Source organism: Halomonas sp., from assembly GCF_014859505.1.
Taxonomy (GTDB): domain Bacteria; phylum Pseudomonadota; class Gammaproteobacteria; order Pseudomonadales; family Halomonadaceae; genus Halomonas.
In genome coordinates this window covers 1-19,733 of the sequence record NZ_JACUUD010000054.1, presented here as the reverse complement: position 1 = coordinate 19,733, position 19,733 = coordinate 1, and the positions used below count along the sequence as shown (strand labels likewise).

The window sequence follows — 19,733 nt, the reverse complement described above, 5'->3', positions numbered from 1 at the left end:
CGCGGCCGTGGCATTCATGCCACGGCCGCGCTGTGTTTCGACGTCAGGCAGACGGCGTCAGAAGTTCGGCTTGCGCTTCTCGACGAAGGCGCTCATGCCCTCGGTCTGCTCGTCGCCGGCGAAGCAGAAGGCGAACAGCGCGGTCTCCAGCGCCAGGGCGCTGTCCAGGTCCTGCTCCATGCCGTCGTGGATCGCCTGCTTGGTGGCCCGCACCGACCGGGGGCCGTTGCCACCGAGCTGCCTGGTGAGCTCCTCCACGTAGGAGTCGAGCTCGGCCTGGGGCATCACCCGGTTGACCAGGCCGATGCGCAGGGCCTCGGCGGCGTCGATCTTGCGCCCGGTGGTGCACAGGTCCAGTGCCATGGCCGGGCCGACGCGGCGCGGCAGGCGCTGGGTGCCGCCGAAGCCGGGTATCACGCCCAGCAGCACCTCGGGCTGGCCGAAGATGGCGTTGTCGCTGGCCACCGCCCAGTCGCAGGCCAGCGCCAGCTCGCAGCCGCCACCCAGACAGAAGCCGTTGACCAGAGCCACGGTAGGCACCGGCAGGGTCTCCAGGCGCTTGAGGGTCGCCAGCGCCTGGCGGGCGAAGGCGCGAGCCTCCTCCGGGGTCTTGGTGCGCATCTCGGCGATGTCGGCGCCGGCCACGAAGGACTTCTCGCCGGCACCGGTGATCAGCACCGCGCGCAGGTCGTCGCGGGCCTCGAGCTCGGCCAGCACGCGTTCCAGCTCACTCAGCACGTCGCTGTTCAGGGCGTTCAGCGCCTTGGGGCGGCTGATGGTCAGGCGCACGACGCCGGCGTTATCGACCACCTCGATCGGGGATTCGCTCATGTTGGGGCTCCTTGGCGTGTTGTTTGATAGGAAGACCGCCCAACCCTAGCGAACGCTTGGTTGGGCGGCAATCCTTTCTTTTGTCGGGCTCTGCTCACACAGGCCTCACGCCATGCTGACGACGACCCTCCCGCGCACGCGCCCCGCGAGCAGCTCGTCGGCCGTGGCGATGGCCTCCTCGAGGCCGATGGTCCGGGTGATGGCGTCCAGCTGGGCAGGGTCGAGCAGCTCGCCCAGCCGGCGCCACGCCTCGAGCCGCTCCGGCCGGGGCTTCATGACGCTTTCGATACCGGCCAGGGTGACGCCGCGCAGGATGAAGGGTGCCACGCTGGACGGCAGGTCCATGCCCTGGGCGAGCCCGCAGGCCGCCACGGTGCCGCCGTAGCGCGTCGCGGCCAGCACGTTGGCCAGGGTGTGGCTGCCCACCGAGTCGATGGCACCGGCCCAGCGCTCCTTGGCCAGGGGGCGACCCGGCTCCGACAGCTCACTGCGATCGATGATCTCCTCGGCCCCCAGCCCCTTGAGGTAGGCCTCCTCCTCGGGGCGCCCCGTGGCGGCAATGACCCGATAGCCCAGCCGCGACAGCAGGGCAATGGAATAGCTGCCCACGCCGCCGTTGGCGCCGGTCACCAGCACATCGCCGTGGTCAGGCAACACGCCATTATTCTCCAGCGCCATGACGGCGAGCATCGCCGTGTAGCCCGCGGTGCCGATGGCCATGGCCTGGCGGGAGCTGAACGCCGAGGGAAGAGGAATCAGCCAATCACTCTTGAGGCGAGCCTTCTCGGCCAGCCCGCCCCAGTGCGTCTCGCCCACGCCCCAGCCATTGAGCAGGACGCTGTCGCCCGGCTGGAACTCATCGGAGCTGGAGGCCTCGACCGTGCCTGCCAGGTCGATTCCCGGCACCATGGGAAACTGCCTGACCACCGGCCCCTTGCCGGTGATGGCCAGGGCGTCCTTGTAGTTGAGGGTGCTGCACTCGACCCGCACGGTGACGTCGCCTTCCGGAAGCTGCGCATCGTCCAGCGTCTGGAGCCCGACCCGCTGTTCGCCGTCCTGCTTCTCGATCAAGATTGCCTTGAACATGGTTCACCTCGCGATGGACATTCCGATGGGTTTCGCTATTCGTAGACGTGGAAGCCGCGGCCCGATTTTCGACCCAGGTAACCGGCAGCCACCATGCGTCTGAGCAGCGGGCAGGGACGATACTTCGGGTCGCCGAAGCCCTCCTGCAGCACCTCCATGATGGAGAGGCAGACGTCCAGGCCGATCAGGTCGGCCAGGGCCAGCGGCCCGAGGGGGTGGGCGGCGCCCAGCTTCATGGCTTCGTCGATGTCCTCGGCGCTGGCCACCCCCTCCTGGAGCAGGAAGGCCGCCTCGTTGATCATCGGGACCAGCAGGCGGTTGACCGCGAACCCCGGGGAGTCGGCGATGGCCACGGCGGTCTTGCCCAGCGACTCGGTCAGCGCCTCGATGCGCGCCACGGTGGCGTCACTGGTCTGCTCGGCGCGGATCACCTCGACCAGCTTGAGCACCGGTACCGGGTTGAAGAAGTGCATGCCCACCACCCGCTCGGGCTTCTCGCACACCGCGGCCAGCCGGGTCAGTGACAGCGAGGAGGTGTTGGAGGCAAGTATTGCATCGTGGCTCAGGCGGCTCAGGTCGCGGAACAGCTTCTCCTTGAGCGCCGGCTGCTCGGGGGCGGCCTCTATGATCACCTCGCAGTCGCGCAGGGCGTCCAGGGCGGTTGAGGTAGCCAGGCGCGCCATGGCGGCGTCCTTGTCGGCCTGGGAGAGCTTCTCCTTGGCCACCAGCTTGCCCAGGCCCTTGTCGATGCTGCCGCGGGCGCGCTCGAGCTGCTCGTCGGCCACGTCGTAGAGCTGCACATCGAAGCCGTTCTGGACCAGCACCTGGGCGATGCCCTGGCCCATGGTGCCGGCGCCTACCACGCCGATCGCTTGCTCACTCATTGCACTCTCTCCTTGGTTGTTTTCGGGCCGGGTCGATCACTGCTTGCGGGCTTCGTCGCGCAGCACGAACTTCTGGATCTTGCCGGTGGAGGTCTTGGGCAGCTCGGTGAAGACCACCGTCCTGGGCGCCTTGAAGTGGGCCAGGCGCGCGCGGCAGTGATCGATGATCTCCTGCTCGGTCACCTCGCCGTAGCCCACCTTGAGCTTGACGAAGGCGCAGGGAGTCTCGCCCCACTTCTCGTCGGGCTTGGCCACCACCGCGGCCTCCTCCACCGCCGGGTGCGAGTAGATGCAGTCCTCCACCTCGATGGTGGAGATGTTCTCGCCGCCGGAGATGATGATGTCCTTGGAGCGGTCCTTGATCTCGATGTAGCCGTCGGCATGCCACACGGCCAGGTCGCCGGTATGGTACCAGCCGCCCTCCATGGCCTGCTCGGTGGCCGCCTCGTTCTTCAGGTAGCCCTTCATCATGGTGTTGCCGCGCATCAGGATCTCGCCGATGGTCTCGCCGTCCTTGGGCGCGGGCTCCAGGGTGTTGGGATCGGCCACGCAGAGCGCCTCCAGCATGGGGTAGCGCACGCCCTGCCGGGACTTGAGCCTGGCACGCTCCTCGGCGGGCAGCTCGTTCCAGGCCTCGCGCCAGGCGCAGGAGGTCACCGGGCCGTATACCTCGGTGAGGCCGTAGACGTGGGTCACGTCGATGCCGAGCTTCTCGACACCGGCGATCACCGAGGCGGGCGGCGCGGCACCGGCGGTGGTGACCTTCACCGGGTGGTCGAAGTGGCGCTTGTCCTCGGCGGGCAGGTTGACCAGGCCGTTGAGCACGATGGGCGCGCCGCTGAAATGGCTGACCCCCTCGTCGGCGATCAGGTCCATGACCTTCTTCGCCTCCACCTTGCGCAGGCAGACGTTGGTGCCGGCGGCGGCGGCGATGGTCCAGGGGAAGCACCAGCCATTGCAGTGGAACATCGGCAGGGTCCAGAGGTAGACCGGGTGGTGGGGCATCGCCCACACCAGGATGTTGCTGACGGCGTTGAGGTAGGCGCCGCGGTGGTGGTAGACCACCCCCTTGGGCTTGCCGGTGGTGCCGGAGGTGTAGTTGAGCGAGATGGCCTGCCACTCGTCCTCGGGCAGCCGGTAGGGGTAAGCCGGGTCGCCCTCGGCCAGCAGCGCCTCGTACTCCAGCTCGCCGATGGCGCGGCCGTCGGCCATGAACTGGGGATCCGCCACGTCGATGATCAGCGGCTTGTTCTCGAGTTTCGCCACCGCCTCCTCGATGACATCGGCAAACTCCGGGTCGACCAGGATCGCCCTGGCCTCGCCGTGCTCGAGCATGTAGGCGATGGCCTCGGCATCCAGACGGATGTTCAGGGTGTTGAGCACGCAGCCGGCCAGGGGCACGCCGAAGTGGACCTCGAACATGGCCGGCACGTTGGGCAGCATCGCCGCCACCGCCTGGCCGGGCTCGATGCCGCGCTTCGACAGCGCCGAGGCGAGCCGCCGACAGCGCTCCCAGGTGGTCGCCCAGTCGCGACGAATCTCGCCGTAGATCACCGCCGGGTAGTCCGGGTAGACCGAGGCGGTACGTTCGATGAAGGTGAGCGGCGACAGCGCCACGTGGTTGGCTGGGGTCCTGGGCAGGCCCTGTTCGAAGATGCTCTGGCTCATGATGGGCTCCGTGATCGGTGTTGCGTATTCGGAAAGCGAGCCGCCGGCGCGGGGCCGGCGGCGAATCGATGCGGGGGTCAGTGGGCGGCGGCGTCGAAGGCGGCGAGGCTCGTCATGCCGGCCTCGATCACCGCGCGCTGGGCGCGCCCCACCGGCAGCCACTGGCGAATAGCATAGTCGGCGCTCTGCTGCTTGGCCCGATAGAACGGGTCCGGCCGTCCGGGTTCGTCGCGACCGTTGGCGATAGCCGCGCTGGCCTTGAGGGCCGCCTGCCCCATCTGCCAGGCGCACAGCACGTGGCCAGCGAGGTTCAGGAAGGGGGTGGCAAAGGCCTGGACGGCATCGGCGCCGCTCTCGGGGTCGGCGCCCGCCGCCAGCACGGCCGCCATGGCGGCACGCAGGTCGGCGGCGCCCCCGGCCAGGCTCTCGCCCAGGACCGCCAGCTCGGCGTTGTCACCCAGCGCCGCGGCGGTGGCCTCGACGTCGTCGATCAGGCTGGCCAGGGCCGCCCCACCATCGCGCTGCAGCTTGCGCCCGGCCAGATCCAAGGCCTGGATGCCGTTGGTGCCCTCGTAGATGGGGGCGATGCGCGCATCGCGCAGCAGCTGGGCGGCACCGGTCTCCTCGATGAAGCCCATGCCGCCGTGCACCTGGATGCCCAGCGAGGCGATCTCCACGGCCTGGTCGGTGGAGAAGCTCTTGACCACCGGGATCAGCACGTCGACCCGCGCCTGGGCGGCGGCGCGCTCGGTCTCATCGGCCGCGTGGCGGGCCAGGTCGAGCTGGGCGGCGCAGTAGAGGGCGAGCGCGCGCAGGGCGTCGGTGCGGGCACGCATGGAGAGCAGCATGCGGCGCACGTCGAGGTGGTCGCTGATGGTGCAGTCGCTGCGGCCGGAGCGCGGGCTGCGGCCCTGGGTGCGGTCCAGGGCGTAGGCGAAGGCGTGCTGGCAGGCACGCTCGGCCACGCCGATGCCCTGGATGCCCACCTTGTGGCGCGCCTCGTTCATCATGGTAAACATGTGGTTGAGGCCGCGGCCCTCCTCGCCCACCAGGTAACCGATGGCGCCCTCCCCCTCGCCGAAGCTCAGGGTGCAGGTGGGGGAGCCGTGGATGCCCAGCTTGTGCTCGATGGAGGCGCAGACCACATCGTTGCGCTCACCCAGGGAGCCGTCGGAGCCCACCAGGAACTTGGGCACCAGGAACAGCGAGATGCCCTTGTTGCCCTCGGGGGCATCGGGCTTGCGGGCCAGCACCAGGTGGATGATGTTCTCGGCGGCGTCGTGCTCCCCCCAGGTGATGTAGATCTTCTGGCCGAACAGCCGGTAGCTGCCGTCCCCCTGGGGCACGGCGCGAGTGCGTACCTTGGAGAGGTCCGAGCCTGCCTGGGGCTCGGTAAGGTTCATGGTGCCGGTCCAGATGCCCTCGACCAGCTTCGGCAGGTAGGTGGCCTTCTGCTCCTCGCTGCCGTGGTGGGCCAGGGCCTCGATGGCCCCGGCGGTGAGCATGGGGCACAGGCCCAGGGCCATGTTGGCGCCATGAAGCATCTCCTGCACCGCGCTGGCCACCACCTCGGGCAGCCCCTGTCCGCCCAGCGCCTCGGCCACGCCGATGCCGTTCCAGCCGCCCTCAGCGTAGGCCTGGTAGGCCTGGATGAAGCCATCGGGCAGGGTCACGCTGCCGTCGTCGCGACGGGTGCAGCCCTGGCGGTCGCCGCTGGCGTTGAGCGGCGCCCACACCTCGCCGGCCAGCCTGGCGGCTTCTTCCAGCACCGCCTCCACCAGGTCGGGGCTGGCCTCCTCGAAGCCGGGCAGCGAGAGCGAGCCGAACGCCAGCAGCTCCTCCAGCACGAAGCGGATATCGCGAACGGGGGCGGCAAAATAGTTCATCGGTGCACCTTAGGGGGAAAATGATAACGGCGATAGTAGATTCACTACTTTTCGCCGGCCATTATCCCAAGGTCTTAGCGACCGATCACCGGCTCGATGCCGGGCAGCTCCTCCTGGGCCGGCACGTCATCTTCCAGGGCCTCAGCGAAGTAGGCGACATGCGCCTCATCGGCCGGCGGCGGGCCGACCATCGGCTCGGCCACATCCACCTCAGGCACCACCCCGGAGAGGTCCTCCATGTACTCATGCTCGGAGGCCCCCTGCAGCTGCTCCTCGGTGACTGCCAGCTCGGCACCCGCCGAGGACATCGGGGTGGAGGGCGAGAACGGCGCCACCGGCACCGGCGCCGGGCGCACGCTGCGACGCCAGCCGAAGAAGGCCACCAGGAACAGGCCCAGGGCGCCGAAGCTCCAGAACAGCCCGGCATCGCCCAGGACTCCCATCACCGGCGAGATCAGCGGCGGGCTGAGCGCCGAGCCGATGGCGTTGATCAGCAACAGGCCCTGGCTCATGCGCACCAGGGCGCCGGCCGGGGCCCGGTCGGCGGCGTGGCCCACCGCCACCGGGTAGAGCGAGAAGACCCCGCCGCCCAGCAGGAACAGCAGCCCCGCCAGCAGCCAGGGCGACATCGGCAGCCACAGGACCGCCGCCGAGATCAGCGCACAGAAGGCGCCGATGATGATCAGCACCAGTTGGCGATCGTGGCGATCCGACCAGCGCCCCACCGGGTACTGGAGCAACATGGCGCCCAGGATCACGACGGCCATCATCTGGCCGATCCGATCCACCGAGAGGCCGCTGCGCTGCAGGTAGAGCGGCAGCAGCGCATAGACGGCGGCCACCGCGATCCCCGAGCCGAAGCTGCCCATCACCCCGGTGGGCGTCAGGGTGATCAGGCGCAGCGGCGAGAGCGGTTCGGCCTTCTCGATCAGCGGCGAGACCCGCGGGATCATCGCCATGGGCAGCACCGAGAGCGAAGCCAGCATGGCGATCACCATGAAGGAAGCCGCCCCGCCCAGGGCCTCGGTGACGCCCAGCAGCAGCTGGCCGAGCACCCCGGCGGCGTAGAGGGCGATCATGTAGAGCGCCAGCAGGCGGCCGCGCACCTTCTGGTCGCCAGCGGTGAGCAGCCAGCTCTCGATGACCAGGTAGACGCCCACCGTGGCCCAGCCGCCGATCAGGCGCAGCGCGAACCAGGCCCAAGGATGATCCACCAGCCCCTGCAGCAGCACGGTGACCGCCACCAGCGAGGCGAAGCTGCCATAGGCGCGGATATGGCCGATGCGCAGCAGCAGCCGGTCGTTGAGCATGGCCCCCAGCGCCAGACCGATGAAGTAGGCCGAGGAGACCCAGCCGATCACCACCGCCGACTCGCCGGCGGCGTCCAGGCGCAGGGTGATCACCGTGGCCAGGAAGCCATTGCCGATGCCGAGGATGAAGAGCCCGAGCAGCGGCGCCAGGGCCATGGTCAACAGTTGCCGCGACATTGCATGCCTCACAGCGAGAGGGAAGACAGAGAGGGAAGACAGAAAGGGTGGCAGAAAGCGAGGACTCTCGCCTACCCGGCGGGCCGGAAGCGGCGCCTCGGGCACCACCGGGATATCAGAGCGCGCGAATCATACGCCCGATTGGCGGCGAGTCAATCGCTTTCCCGCAGGCACAGAAAAAACCAGGAATATACGCCAGAAAACTCGGAGAATCTGGCGGTATCCTCCGCACTCAAGAAGAGCGCTTCTGCAGCAGCGCCACGTCGGCCGCAGGAAACGCCACTGTCATGCCGTGCTCATCGGCCAGCCACCGGAAGGTCGCCTCGCTGAAGAAGGCCACGTGGGTGGGGTCGAGGATATAGTGCCAGCGGGAGAACGCCTCCCGGTCGGTGACCCGCTTGGTCATCAGCCCCAGCCAGCCGCCCGGGCGCAGCAGGTCGACCAGGCGCGCGAGTTCGCGGCCCGGTTCGAAGAGGTGCTCGACCACCTCGGTGGCGGTGATGAAGTCGTATTCGGCTTCCAGCACGCTCGCATCCGGCGCGTAGAAGGGGTCATAGATGGCCATGGGGTGTCCCGCCTCCTCGAACATCACCGAGAGCGTCGGCCCCGGGCCGGCACCGAAGTCGAGCCCCCGGGCAACGGGGGCGAGCCGCTCGCGCAGCGGGTCGGCGAGCCGCGACAGGAAGCGGCGATAGCCCGGGTCATCCGGAGAGTTCTCGTGCTGGTCGTAGACCGCCCGCTCCTCCTCCCGGCCGAGCCGGAAGGCCGGCGGCACGTATACCAGCGCACAGCGTCGACACTGGTGATACTCACGCCGTGCATCGCGGTGGTAGAAGGCCGTGTCGTCAGATGCGCATAGCGGGCAGGTCGGCATCATCGTATCCTCTGTGCCAGAAAATTCTTTGAAGGAGCCCTGAATGCTGTCAGGTCTGGACCATCTGGTCATCACCGTGACCGACATTTCTCGCGCCGTGGACTTCTACTCTCGGGTGCTGGGACTGGAGGTGCGCTATCGCGACCGCGAGCGCGTCGACCTGATCCTGGGCGACCTCGCCCTGCGCCTGCACTGGACCGCCACCGACATCGAGCCAAGGGCGGCGACTCCTACCCCGGGCAGTATCGACATCTGCCTACGCAGCCTGCTGCCGCTGGACGAGGTGGCCCGCCACCTGGCGGCGCTGGAGGTGGAGGTGGAACTCGGCCCGGTGCCCCGCCAGGGCGCCAACGGCCTGCTGGATTCGCTCTACCTGCGCGACCCGGACGGCAACCTGATCGAGATCAGCCGTCCCCGCCGCCAGGCGAACACCACGGAGGACGCCGGCGACTGAGCTGCGCGCCGCGCCGCCGGTGGTATTGTGTCCGGCGGCCGGTATCATGGGCGCCTGATACTCGCCCATTCTCAGGGACGACCCATGAACGACGATTTTCGCAATGACAGGGTTCAGAACGACAGGACCCGGGACGACAACGTCATCATCGAACCCGACAAGTCCCTCGATACCACCATGCCCATGGTGGTCTACGCCCTCTACCTGATCAGCTTCGTGGTGGGCTTCACCTCGGTGATCGGCGTGGTGATCGCCTATGTCTACCGCGGCAAGGGGCCGGCGTGGCTCGACGAGCACTACCGCTACCAGATCCGCACCTTCTGGATCGGCCTGCTCTACGCCACCATCGCCTCTATTCTGGTGCTGGTGGTCATCGGCATCCCCCTGCTGATCGCCCTGGCGGTATGGCTGATCGTGCGCTGCGTGAAGGGCTTCCGTGGCCTGCAGGAGAAGCGCGCGCCGGATAACGTGGACACCTGGCTGTTCTAGGCAAGGACCACGCGATATGACCGATACCCGCTCCCACCCCCGCCGCGCCCAGGCCATCGCCGGGCTGTGGAAGACCCTGGCCGGCCGCAGGCTGGCCAGCCTCTGGCGCCTGTCGCGCCTGGCCGGTCCGTTGGTGCACCGCTTCAGCCGCCGCGAGCGCGAGGTCACCGAGATCAACCTGGGCGAGGTCTACCCGGAGTGCGGCGCCGCCGAACGCCGGCGCCTGGCGCGGGAGAGCCTGACCCACTCCACCGCCACCATGCTGGAGCTCGGCTTCGCCTGGATGGGCTCGCCTGAGCGGGTCGAGGCCTCGATCCTCGTCGTGCACGGCCGCGAGCTGCTCGACGAGGCCCGCGCCGAGGGCCGCGGGGTGATCGTGCTGGCGCCGCACTTCGGCAACTGGGAGGTGCTCAACTTCTGGCTCTCCAGCCACTTCCCCTTCACCGCCATGTACGAGCCGCCCAAGATCGCCGAGCTCGACGCCGTGACCCGCGCCGGGCGCGAGCGCATGGGGGCGAGCCTGGTGCCCACCAACCCCCGCGGCGTGGCCGCCCTGCTCAAGGCGCTCAAGCGCTCGGAGGCGATCGGCATCCTCCCGGATCAGGAGCCCGACTGGGGCAGCGGCGTCTTCGCCCCCTTCTTCGGGCGCCCCGCCTATACCGCCACCCTGCTGCCCAAGCTGGTGGCGCGCACCGAGGCGCGGGTGGTGACCGGTGTCGCCAGGCGAATTCCCGGCCGCGGTTTCGAGATCCACTTCCTGCCCGCCGACGAACGCGTCTACTCCTCGGACGAGGCCGAGTCCGCCACCGGCGTCAACGCCTGTGTGGAGGCCGCCATCGCCCTCGACCCGGCCCAGTACCAGTGGGAGTACAAGCGCTACCGCAAGGTGGTGGAAGAGCAGCAGGGACACCCCCACCATCAGGCGTTCCGGCTCTACTGACGTTCTTCGCCCGTCACTCCCGCCCGTCACTCCCGTCCGTAACGGTCGTCCAGGCGCACGATGTCGTCCTCGCCCAGGTAGCTCCCGGACTGCACCTCGATCAGCTCCAGGGGAATCAGCCCGGGATTCTCCAGGCAGTGCACCCGGCCCACGGGGATGAAGGTCGACTCGTTCTCGCCCACCAGGAAGGTCTCGTCGTCCAGGGTCACCCGGGCGGTGCCACTAACCACGATCCAGTGCTCGGCGCGATGATGGTGGAGCTGCCGCGACAGCCGCGCGCCGGGCTTCACCGTGATGTGCTTGACCTGGTGGCGCTCGCCGGCGTCCACCATCTCGAAGTGGCCCCAGGGGCGGAAGACCGTGGCGGTCTGGCGGGTCTCCGGGCGGCCGTCGGCCTCCAGGCGATCGACCAGGCCGCGCAGCGCCTGGCTGCTGGCGCGGTCGGCCACCAGCACGGTATCACGGGTCTCGACGATCACCAGGTCCGCCACCCCCAGGGTCGCCACCAGCCGCGACTCGGCGTGCACCAGCAGCCCCCGGCTTGCCTCGCAGACCACATCGCCGCGCAGGGCGTTCTCCTGGGCGTCATGGGGAAGCACCTCCCACAGCGCCTGCCAGGAGCCGATGTCGCTCCAGCCCGCCTCCAGCGGCACCATGGCCGCCCGGTCGGTGCGCTCCATCACCGCCACGTCGATGGAGTCCGCCGGGCAGGCCAGGAAGGCCGCCTCGGCGGGGCGAAGGAAGTCCAGGTCGATGGTGGCGCCCGCCAGGGCCTCGCGGCAGGCCGCGAGGATCATCGGGGCATGGGTGGCAAGGGCCGCCAGGGCAGCCGCCGGACGCATCACGAAGATGCCGCTGTTCCAGTAGTGGTCACCGGTGGCCAGGAAGGCCTCGGCGCGCTCGGTCGCGGGCTTCTCGACGAAGCGCGCCACCACGAAGCCTTCACCGCCCAGAGGGTCGCCGGCCTGCAGGTAACCGAAGCCCGTTTCGGCGCGGGTCGGCACCACGCCGAAGGTGACCAGACGCCCCGCCTCGGCCAGGCGGGCGGCGCGGGCCACCGCCTCGCGGAAGGCCCCCTCGTCGCCGATGTGATGGTCCGAGGGCAGCACCAGCAGCGGCCCCTCGCGACCCTCGCGATGGGCCAGCAGGGCCGCCAGGGCGATGGCCGGGGCGGTGCCGCGCCCCTCCGGTTCGAGCAGCAGGGTCGCCCCCTCGATGCCGGCCTGGCGAAGCTGCTCCGCCGCCAGGAAGCGGTGCGACTCGTGGCAGATGACAATGGGGGGCGCGACGTCCAGCCCGTCGAGGCGAGCGAGGGTCCGGGCCAGCAGGCTGCGGTCCTCCTCCAGGGAAAGGAACTGCTTGGGTCGCGTTCGGCGAGACAGCGGCCAGAGTCGCACGCCGTTGCCGCCGGCCAGGATCACGGGAGTCATCATTCGCCAAAGTCCTCATGCAGCCAGCCGCGCAGGGCGTCCAGGCCGGCGATCGGCGGCGGTGCTTCGGGCCGCATGCCGGCCACGAAGCCCCGGGCCAGGAAGGGCGCGAGCAGTGCGGCGTCGCCGCTGATCACGTGCACCGGCACCCCGAAGCCGGTCTGCTCGCCGATGATCAGCGGCGCGGCCTGGTGGTCGCCCAGCAGGATCAGCAGGGTTTCGTCATCCACGAATGCCTCCGCCCAGCGGGCGCTGGCATGCAGGGCATAGTCGACGGAAAGGGCGTAGTGGTCGCGCACGCGCTCCATGTCCTGCCAGAGCACGTCGGGCGGGTCGCCGGCGTCCTCCCACCGATGGAAGACGCTGCCGTCTCCCACCGCGTCCCAATCGTCGAGCACCGGCAGGATCGGCGTCCAGGGGGCATGGCTGGAGATCAGGGCGATCTGGACGAACAGCGGCTCCACGGCCGGTTCACGGATGCGCTGCTCGAAGTGGTGCAGGGTGAACTGGTCGGGCATGGTCACCCAGTGGAGGGGCGGCCCGGCGTAGTCGATGTCGGCGGCGGCGTGGATCTCGTCGAAACCGTAGGCCTCGCCCTCGGGCCAGGCCAGGGTGATGGCGGGCATCACCGTCAGGGTGCGATGGCCGGTGGCGCGGAAGTCATCCACCAGGGTGGACCTGCCGCTGGCCAGCATCAGTCGGTACCAGAGCGAGTTGTCGATCGAAAGCCCCCCCAGGGTGCTGGCGTGGGCGAGCCAGGACTGGCCGCCGCGGATCGGCGCCTCCAGCACCCCCGTGGCCATCGACAGCCCAGCGGCCGCCAGGCGTTCGGCCATTTCATCGAGCCGCGGCGCCACCACCTCGGCGAAGGGGGCATCGAACACCGCCGAGACCCCGTAGGACTCCACGAAGACCAGCAGCACATCGCGCCCGGCGAGCCCCGGCAGCGCGGTGGCTTGGATGGGCGCCGCCGCCATGCGCGCCGAGAACTCGCGGTGGGCGCGATGGGTCTCGACCAGCTGTTCGCCCTGGAAGCGCAGGGTGTCCATGGCCGGCGCCCGCGCCACGGGCAGCCAGCGCTGGTGGTGCCACTGGGCCGCCATCAGGGTGGTGCTGGCCACCAGCAGCAGGACCGCGACCGGTGCCGCCGACCCGCCCGGGGCCTGCCGCTGTCCGGCACGCAGTGCCCGATTCAACGCCCAGCCGCCGAGGCCGATCAGCAGCAGGGCGGCGAGCGAGGCGGCCCAGGCCGCCCAGATGCCCAGGTTGCCCTCCAGCAGGTGGAACACCGAACGCAGCAGCGGCAGGTCCAGATAGAGGTTCAGCGAGCGTCCGAAGGCCAGATGGGTGGCCACATCGCCGAGACCGGCCAGCACCGCCATCACCACGGTAAACGTCAGCAGCGGGCGCAGCCAGCCCAGCCGACCGGCCGGCAGCAGCACCAGCAAGGCCACCAGCAGCACCGCCTCCAGGGCGATCCATCGGGTGGAGATCCCTCCGAAGCGCAGCCACAGGGGCAGCAGCAGCAGCAGGTTGAGCAGGACGGCAATGCCCAGCAGTCGCAGCATCGAATGAGGATCCTCGGGTCAGGGCGGCCTGAGATGGAGTGTCGAGCCACCTTACAGGGTAGTCCATGGGAAAACCATGTACATATGAAATAGGATGTACAAGGGTTGTCTCATAAGGATACCTGCCCGCCACGCGTGCAGGATCTACCGTCCATGACGACACTGTTCTGCAAGACGGCGTCAGGAACCCCGGGAGAGAAACGCAATGCCTCTGAAACGACACCCCCAGCTGGCGGCATGCCCACCGATAGTGCCGGTGGCGGCGCTGGTGATGGCGCTGGCCATCCCCGCCGCCGCCGAGACCGCCCCCCGGGAGGTCGATGCCCTCTTCGACACCGTCACCGAAAGGGCCGAGACGCTGGCCGGTCGCTCCCATCAGGCCGGCACGGCTGAGCTGCCCGAGGCGCTGCGCGGCATCGACTATGACACCTACCGGCAGATCCGCTTCCGCCCCGAGGCCGCCCTGTGGGGCGACGAGGGACTCTTCTCGGTGCAGCTCTTCCATACCGGCTTCCTGTTCGAGTCGCCGGTCCGGCTGCACACGGTGGAGGACGGCAAGGTAACCGCGCTGGACTTCGACGCGGCGCGCTTCCGCTACGACGACGCGGCCGCCGAGCTGCCTGAGCGGGACCTGACCGGCGCCGGCCACGCCGGCTTCCGGCTGCATTTTCCGCTCAACCGCGCCGGGTACCATGACGAGTTCGCGGTCTTCCTCGGCGCCTCCTACTTCCGCCTGGTGGGACGCGGCCAGGGCTATGGCCTCTCCGCCCGCGGCCTGGCCATCGACACCGCCCTGCCCGGCGGCGAGGAATTCCCGGCCTTCCGCGAGTTCTGGCTGATCCGGCCGTCCCCGGACGCCACCCACATGACGGTGCTCGCCCTGCTCGACAGCCCGTCGCTGGCCGGCGCCTACCGCTTCGACATCGCACCGGGGCGCGACATCCAGGTGGAGGTGACCGCCCGGCTGTTCGCCCGCCGCGACGTGGAGCGCCTCGGCGTGGCGCCGCTGACCAGCATGTTCGCCCATGGCGATACCACCCCCCGGGCCGTGGACGACCACCGCCCGGCGGTGCACGACTCCGATGGGCTGATGGCATATACCGGTCGCGGCGAATGGATCTGGCGACCCCTCACCAACCCCCGCTCGCTGCGCGTCTCCTCGCTGCTCGACCACGATCCCCGCGGTTTCGGCCTGGCCCAGCGGGAGCGCGACTTCGACCGCTACCTGGACCTGGAGGCCCGCTACGATCGCCGCCCCAGCCAGTGGGTGGAGCCGCTCACTCCCTGGGGGCCGGGGCGCGTGCAGCTGGTGGAGATCCCCGCGCCGGACGAGACCCACGACAACATCGTCGCCTACTGGGTCAGCGACACGCCGCTGCGCGCCGGCGACAGCCGCGAGCTGCACTACCGCACCCACACCTTCAACGTCGAACCCGCCGCGGCGGCCCCGGCCCGGGTCATCCGCACCCGCCAGGGCTGGGGCGGCGTGCCCGGCGACCCCAGCTCGCCGCCCCCCAGCCGGCGCCACTTCATGGTCGACTTCGCCGGCGGAGAGCTCGAGGGGCTCTCCCCCGACCAGCCGGTGGAAGCCGAACTCTCGACGAACCGCGGCGAGATCCACCACCTGCAGGCACGCCCCCTGCCGGATGGCCGCGGCTGGCGGGCCTCCTTCCGGCTGGACCCCGAGGGACAGCAGTCAACCGACATGCGCCTCCAATTGCGCCTACACGATAAGCTCATCAGCGAGACCTGGAACCATGTCTGGTACCCCGACGAGCAGCGCTAGGAGGCTAGCCACCCGCCGCGGACATGACGCCACGGGCCGGCTGCGCTGGCTGGCGGCGCGCCGGGCGCTGCTGGCCGTGCTGGTGATTCTCACCACCCTGGTTGGCGCGGGGCTGATGTGGCGCATCCTGCAGCCGGGCGGCATCACGCCGCTGCAGTGGGGCATTCTCGCGCTCTTCACCGCGATCTTTGCCTGGGTCGCCGTGGGCTTCTGGACCGCTGTCGCCGGCTTCCTGCTGCTGCTCGCTGACCGTGACCCCCTGACCCTGACTCGCCGTCCACGGGTCGAGGCCGAGCAGTCGCTGCCGATCACCCGGCGCACCGTGCTGGCCATGCCGATCCACAACGAGTCTCCCGACCAGGTGGTCGCCGCCCTCTCGGCCACCGCCGAGTCGCTGATCACCACCGGCGAGGCACACCACTTCACGCTCTTCGTGCTCAGCGACACCACCGACCCGACCATCGCCACGGCGGAGGCCCGCGCCATCGCCGCGCTGCAGCGGCGCCTCGAAGGGCGCCTGGCCGTGCACTACCGGCGCCGCGCCGGCAACGCCGGACGCAAGGCGGGCAACCTGGCGGAGTTCTGTCGCCGCTGGGGGTCGGCCTTCGATTTCATGGTGGTGCTCGACGCCGACAGCCGCATGGAAGGCGAGACGCTGCTGGGCCTGGTCCGCGCCCTGCAGGCCCGCCCGGCCGTGGCGCTGATCCAGACGGTACCGCTGCCGGTGCGCCAGCTCACCCTGTTCGGCCGCCTGGCCCAGTTCGCGGCCAGCCTCTACGCGCCCATGCTGGCCGCCGGCCAGAGCACCTGGCAGGGGGATGCCGCCAACTACTGGGGACACAACGCCATCCTGCGCGTGCACGCCTTCATGGACCATGCCGGCCTGCCTCTGCTTCCCGGTCGCCCCCCGCTGGGCGGCGAGATCCTGAGCCACGACTTCGTGGAGGCCGCCCTGCTGCGCCGCGCCGGCTGGGAGGTGCAACTCGAGACGCGCCTGCCGGGCAGCTTCGAGGAGATGCCCGGCAACCTGCTCGACTATGCCCGGCGCGACCGGCGCTGGACCCAGGGCAACCTGCAGCACCTGCGCCTGCTGGCGACGCCGGGCCTGCATGCCCTCAGCCGGCTGCACTTCCTGCTCGGCGCCACCGCCTTCGTCTCCTCGCTGCTGTGGCTCGGCATCGTGCTCGCCGGCAGCCTGGACGCGGTGCTGATCGCCCGCAGCGAACCCGAATACTTCGGCAGTACCGAGCAGCTCTTCCCCTTCTGGCCCCGGGCGCGGCCGGAGCTGATTGTCGCCCTGCTGGCGATGACCGCCACCCTGCTGCTGCTGCCCAAGCTGCTGGGGCTGCTGCTGGCCCTGGGGCGACGCGCCGGCGGCTACGGCGGACGCGCCCGCCTCATCGCCAGCGCCCTGCTGGAGGGTCTCGCTGCCATCCTGCTGGCCCCGATCATGATGGCCTTCCACAGCGCCTTCGTGATCGGCGTGCTGACCGGCACCAGCGTCGAGTGGGGCGCCCAGGAGCGCGAAGGGCGCGCCGTGCCCTGGCGCCAGGCGCTGCGCCACACCGCGCCCTTCGCCCTGCTCGGGGGGGTGTGGATCGCCCTGGTCCACTGGCAGGTGCCGACGCTGGTCGCCTGGCTGGCACCGGTCTGGGTGGGCCTGGCGCTGGCCCCGCTGCTGGTGGTGGCCAGCGGCAGCCGGCGGCCGGTAACGTGGCTGGCAAGGTGGGGCCTGCTGCGCACCCCGGAACCCCGGGCCTACGCTGGGCTGCTGGAAGAGAGACCGGGAGAGAGACCGAGAGAGAGCGCGACCTTCACCGCCGGTGAAGACACCCTGGATGAGGCAGCGGTTCCTGCTCCTCCGCCCACCGAATCCCCGGGAGACATGCCCCGCCAGCTCCTTCATGAGGAACCTCGATGACCGCCCTTTTCTCGCCGGCCCGCCTGCGCCAGGGCATCGGCATCGCCCGCTCGCTGCTGATCTACTGGCGCCCCGGCCGTCAGCGCGCCCTGCGTCGCCTCTACGCCGACTTCATCGGCCCCGGGGACCTGGCCTTCGATGTGGGCGCCCATCTCGGTGATCGCACCGCCGCCTTCCAGGCGCTGGGCGCCCGGGTGGTGGCCCTGGAGCCCCAGCCGGGGCTGTTTCGCTGCCTGCAGCGGCTGGTGGGCGGACGCGCCGGGGTCACCCTGCTGTCCCAGGCCGCGGGCGCCGAACCCGGCGAGGCGGAGCTGGCGGTCAGCGAGGCGAACCCCACGGTCTCCACCCTGGCCCTTGAGTGGCGCGATACCATCGGGGCGCGCAACCCCGGCTTCCGGGACGTGCGCTGGGAGAGCCGTCAGCGCGTGACGGTGACCACCCTGGACGCGCTGATTGCCGATTACGGCACCCCGCGCTTCTGCAAGATCGACGTGGAGGGGTTCGAGGCCGAGGTGCTGGCGGGACTCTCCACCCCCCTGGAGGGGCTCTCGGTGGAGTTCGTGGCCGGCGCCCTGGAGGTGTCCCGGCGGTGCGTGATACGCCTCGCCGAGCTGGGCGACTATCGCTTCAATGCCATCGAGGGGGAGCGCCGGGAGTTCCTGTGGCCCGCCTGGTGCACCGCGGACGCCACCCTCGCGTGGCTCGAACGGGGCGCCGGCGGCCTCGCCTCCGGCGACCTCTATGCGCGCCTGGCCACACCGGACACCATCGCGCCCCCTACCCCATCGACACCGGAGTCGACCCCATGAGCCCCTCTCCTCGCGACACGCCGGCCGAGACCCCGCCGGCATTCCCCCACTGGCAGGACCTGACGACTCCCGAACTTGCCGAGCTGCCCGAGGAGAGCGTGGCGGTGATGGTACTCGGCGCGATCGAACAGCACGGCGCCCACCTGCCGCTCTCCACCGATCTGGACATCGGCGAGGGGCTGCACCACGGCCTGCACGGTGGGGCGCTGGAGACCGCCCTGAAGCCCCGCCTCGCCGAGGCTCGCCGCCGGCGTCGCCCCGTAGGCCAGGACACCCAGACGCCCCGCAGCCAACCCGTCAGGCAGCGGCAGCCCGCGTCGTAGATCGAAGATGGCCCGTTCAACCTGATGCATCGCTCTCTCCTGGTGGTATCGGTGCGCTTTGCGTCACGCCGGCGAACTGCGCATCATGGCAGTCAGCTCCCCGACAGGAGGCCCCATGGGCGCCACTGACTCGATTCTGTCTCTTGATGAGGCCTGGCAGGCCCTCCTCCATGCCGCTCACCCCCATTCCGCTCACCCCAGGGGGAAGGCCGCAACGGTGGCCGGCCTGCGCCTCTCCCCGGCCGGCTGGCAGATCGAACGCCCCGTCTCGCCGGAGGCCAGCGACCTGCTCGACTGCCTGGCCCCGCTGGCCACCCGGGCCGGGCGGCTGGCCATCGCCCAGCTCGGCCAGAGCCTGGACGGGCGCATCGCCACCGAGAGCGGCCACTCCCACTTCATCAACGGGCCGGAGAGCCTGGTGCACCTGCACCGGCTGCGCGCCCTGGTGGATGCCGTGGTGGTCGGCGCCGGCACCGCCTGCGAGGATGACCCACGCCTGACCGTGCGCCACGTGGCGGGCCCCCACCCGGCCCGGGTGATCCTCGACCCCCGCGGCCGGGTGACGCCGGACCGGCTGCTGCTGCGCGACCCCGAGGCGCCGACCCTGCACCTGCACGGCGAGGGGGCGCAACCGGAAGGCCCGGCGGGAGCGCATGTGCAGCGCCTGGCGCTGCCGCTGGTCGCCGGCGGCTTCGCTCCCGGGGCGGTGCTCGATGCCCTGGCCGAGCGCGGCCTCGCCCGCGTGCTGATCGAGGGCGGCGGGATCACCGTCTCGCGCTTCCTCGAGGCCGGCGTGCTCCATCGACTGCACCTGCTGATGGCGCCACTGCTGATCGGCTCCGGCCGACCGGGACTCGCCATGACGCCTATCGACACCCTCCATCAGGCGCGTCGCCCCGCGTCGCGGACCTTCCGCTGCGGTGACGATACCCTCTTCGATCTCGACCTCGACGCCCTTGCCCCCTGAGCCGTCGGGCTCTCTGCCGGCGCTTCCCGGCACGACGCGAACCGCCCGGTGCAGCAGCACCAGGCCGCCGGGCAGGCTCGCGACCAGCACGATGACCCCGTAGGCCATGGAGACCGCCACGCCCTGGGCCGGTGGCAGCCCCGCCAGCCCCCAGACCAGGGCCGCAGCCCCCTCGCGCACGCCCCAGCCGGCCAGAGACAACGGGATCAGCATCGCCAGCAGCACCGGGGGCACCAGCGACAGCAGGATGGGAAACGGCAGTTCGACGCCGATCGCCCGGGCGGCGCAGACGAACACCAGGGCATAGCTGATCACCACCAGCAGCGACCC

16 protein-coding genes and 2 pseudogenes are annotated in these 19,733 nt (G+C 70.2%); 8 read left to right on the top strand and 10 right to left on the bottom strand.

Annotated features, from left to right (window positions below):
* Positions 1 to 57: 57 nt before the first annotated feature.
* From IBX53_RS09090 to IBX53_RS09060, 7 genes are all read right to left on the bottom strand, one after another.
* Entirely contained in the window at positions 58 to 831 is a 774-nt protein-coding gene (locus IBX53_RS09090) for an enoyl-CoA hydratase-related protein (protein ID WP_290908245.1), read from the bottom strand.
* A gap of 105 nt (positions 832 to 936) precedes the next feature.
* Positions 937 to 1,917 (bottom strand): MDR family oxidoreductase, encoded by a 981-nt coding sequence (locus tag IBX53_RS09085; RefSeq protein WP_290908243.1) that lies wholly within the window; start codon positions 1,915 to 1,917, stop codon positions 937 to 939.
* A gap of 35 nt (positions 1,918 to 1,952) precedes the next feature.
* Positions 1,953 to 2,801: a 3-hydroxybutyryl-CoA dehydrogenase gene (locus tag IBX53_RS09080; RefSeq protein ID WP_290908240.1), complete on the bottom strand. Its 849-nt coding sequence runs from the start codon at positions 2,799 to 2,801 to the stop codon at positions 1,953 to 1,955.
* Between the two features lie 36 nt (positions 2,802 to 2,837).
* Positions 2,838 to 4,469: an acyl-CoA synthetase gene (locus IBX53_RS09075; protein ID WP_290908237.1), complete on the bottom strand. Its 1,632-nt coding sequence runs from the start codon at positions 4,467 to 4,469 to the stop codon at positions 2,838 to 2,840.
* 77 nt (positions 4,470 to 4,546) lie between these two features.
* On the bottom strand, positions 4,547 to 6,355 hold the full coding sequence (locus tag IBX53_RS09070) for an acyl-CoA dehydrogenase (RefSeq protein WP_290908234.1): 1,809 nt from the start codon (positions 6,353 to 6,355) through the stop codon (positions 4,547 to 4,549).
* A gap of 74 nt (positions 6,356 to 6,429) precedes the next feature.
* Entirely contained in the window at positions 6,430 to 7,842 is a 1,413-nt protein-coding gene (locus IBX53_RS09065; RefSeq protein WP_290908231.1) for an MFS transporter, read from the bottom strand.
* 232 nt (positions 7,843 to 8,074) lie between these two features.
* On the bottom strand, positions 8,075 to 8,719 hold the full coding sequence (locus tag IBX53_RS09060) for a class I SAM-dependent methyltransferase (protein WP_290908229.1): 645 nt from the start codon (positions 8,717 to 8,719) through the stop codon (positions 8,075 to 8,077).
* A gap of 40 nt (positions 8,720 to 8,759) precedes the next feature.
* Between IBX53_RS09060 and IBX53_RS09055 the strand changes: the two genes are divergently transcribed.
* The 3 genes from IBX53_RS09055 (at position 8,760) to IBX53_RS09045 (ending at position 10,599) form a co-directional block, all read left to right on the top strand.
* Positions 8,760 to 9,170, top strand: coding sequence for a VOC family protein (locus tag IBX53_RS09055; RefSeq protein WP_290908227.1), 411 nt, complete (start codon positions 8,760 to 8,762; stop codon positions 9,168 to 9,170).
* Between the two features lie 177 nt (positions 9,171 to 9,347).
* Positions 9,348 to 9,659, top strand: a complete 312-nt coding sequence (locus tag IBX53_RS09050; RefSeq protein WP_290908247.1) for a DUF4870 domain-containing protein — start codon at positions 9,348 to 9,350, stop codon at positions 9,657 to 9,659.
* A gap of 16 nt (positions 9,660 to 9,675) precedes the next feature.
* Positions 9,676 to 10,599, top strand: coding sequence for a lysophospholipid acyltransferase family protein (locus IBX53_RS09045; RefSeq protein WP_290908224.1), 924 nt, complete (start codon positions 9,676 to 9,678; stop codon positions 10,597 to 10,599).
* A gap of 26 nt (positions 10,600 to 10,625) precedes the next feature.
* On the opposite strand, the gene IBX53_RS09040 is transcribed toward IBX53_RS09045, so the two are convergent.
* Entirely contained in the window at positions 10,626 to 12,032 is a 1,407-nt protein-coding gene (locus IBX53_RS09040; RefSeq protein WP_290908221.1) for a mannose-1-phosphate guanylyltransferase/mannose-6-phosphate isomerase, read from the bottom strand.
* On the bottom strand, positions 12,029 to 13,597 hold the full coding sequence (locus IBX53_RS09035) for an alkaline phosphatase (RefSeq protein WP_290908218.1): 1,569 nt from the start codon (positions 13,595 to 13,597) through the stop codon (positions 12,029 to 12,031). The genes IBX53_RS09040 and IBX53_RS09035 overlap by 4 nt, the downstream gene beginning before the upstream one ends.
* Before the next feature lie 205 nt (positions 13,598 to 13,802).
* On the opposite strand from IBX53_RS09035, the gene IBX53_RS09030 reads away from it, so the two are divergent.
* From IBX53_RS09030 to IBX53_RS09010, 5 genes and pseudogenes are all read left to right on the top strand, one after another.
* On the top strand, positions 13,803 to 15,383 hold the full coding sequence (locus IBX53_RS09030; protein WP_290908215.1) for a glucan biosynthesis protein: 1,581 nt from the start codon (positions 13,803 to 13,805) through the stop codon (positions 15,381 to 15,383).
* Positions 15,355 to 17,304 (top strand): glucans biosynthesis glucosyltransferase MdoH, encoded by a 1,950-nt coding sequence (mdoH, locus tag IBX53_RS09025; protein ID WP_290908212.1) that lies wholly within the window; start codon positions 15,355 to 15,357, stop codon positions 17,302 to 17,304. Before IBX53_RS09030 ends, mdoH begins: the two co-directional genes overlap by 29 nt.
* On the top strand, positions 17,301 to 18,113 hold the full coding sequence (locus IBX53_RS09020; protein ID WP_290908210.1) for an FkbM family methyltransferase: 813 nt from the start codon (positions 17,301 to 17,303) through the stop codon (positions 18,111 to 18,113). The genes mdoH and IBX53_RS09020 overlap by 4 nt, the downstream gene beginning before the upstream one ends.
* Positions 18,110 to 18,295 (top strand): annotated as a pseudogene (locus IBX53_RS09015) (creatininase family protein); the annotation flags it as partial. The gene IBX53_RS09020 and the pseudogene IBX53_RS09015, both read left to right, overlap by 4 nt.
* 256 nt (positions 18,296 to 18,551) lie before the next feature.
* Positions 18,552 to 19,403 (top strand): RibD family protein, encoded by an 852-nt coding sequence (locus IBX53_RS09010; RefSeq protein ID WP_290908207.1) that lies wholly within the window; start codon positions 18,552 to 18,554, stop codon positions 19,401 to 19,403.
* Between the two features lie 78 nt (positions 19,404 to 19,481).
* Here IBX53_RS09010 and IBX53_RS16250 read toward each other — a convergent pair.
* Positions 19,482 to 19,718: pseudogene (locus tag IBX53_RS16250) on the bottom strand (lysylphosphatidylglycerol synthase domain-containing protein); the annotation flags it as partial.
* Positions 19,719 to 19,733: the final 15 nt, after the last annotated feature.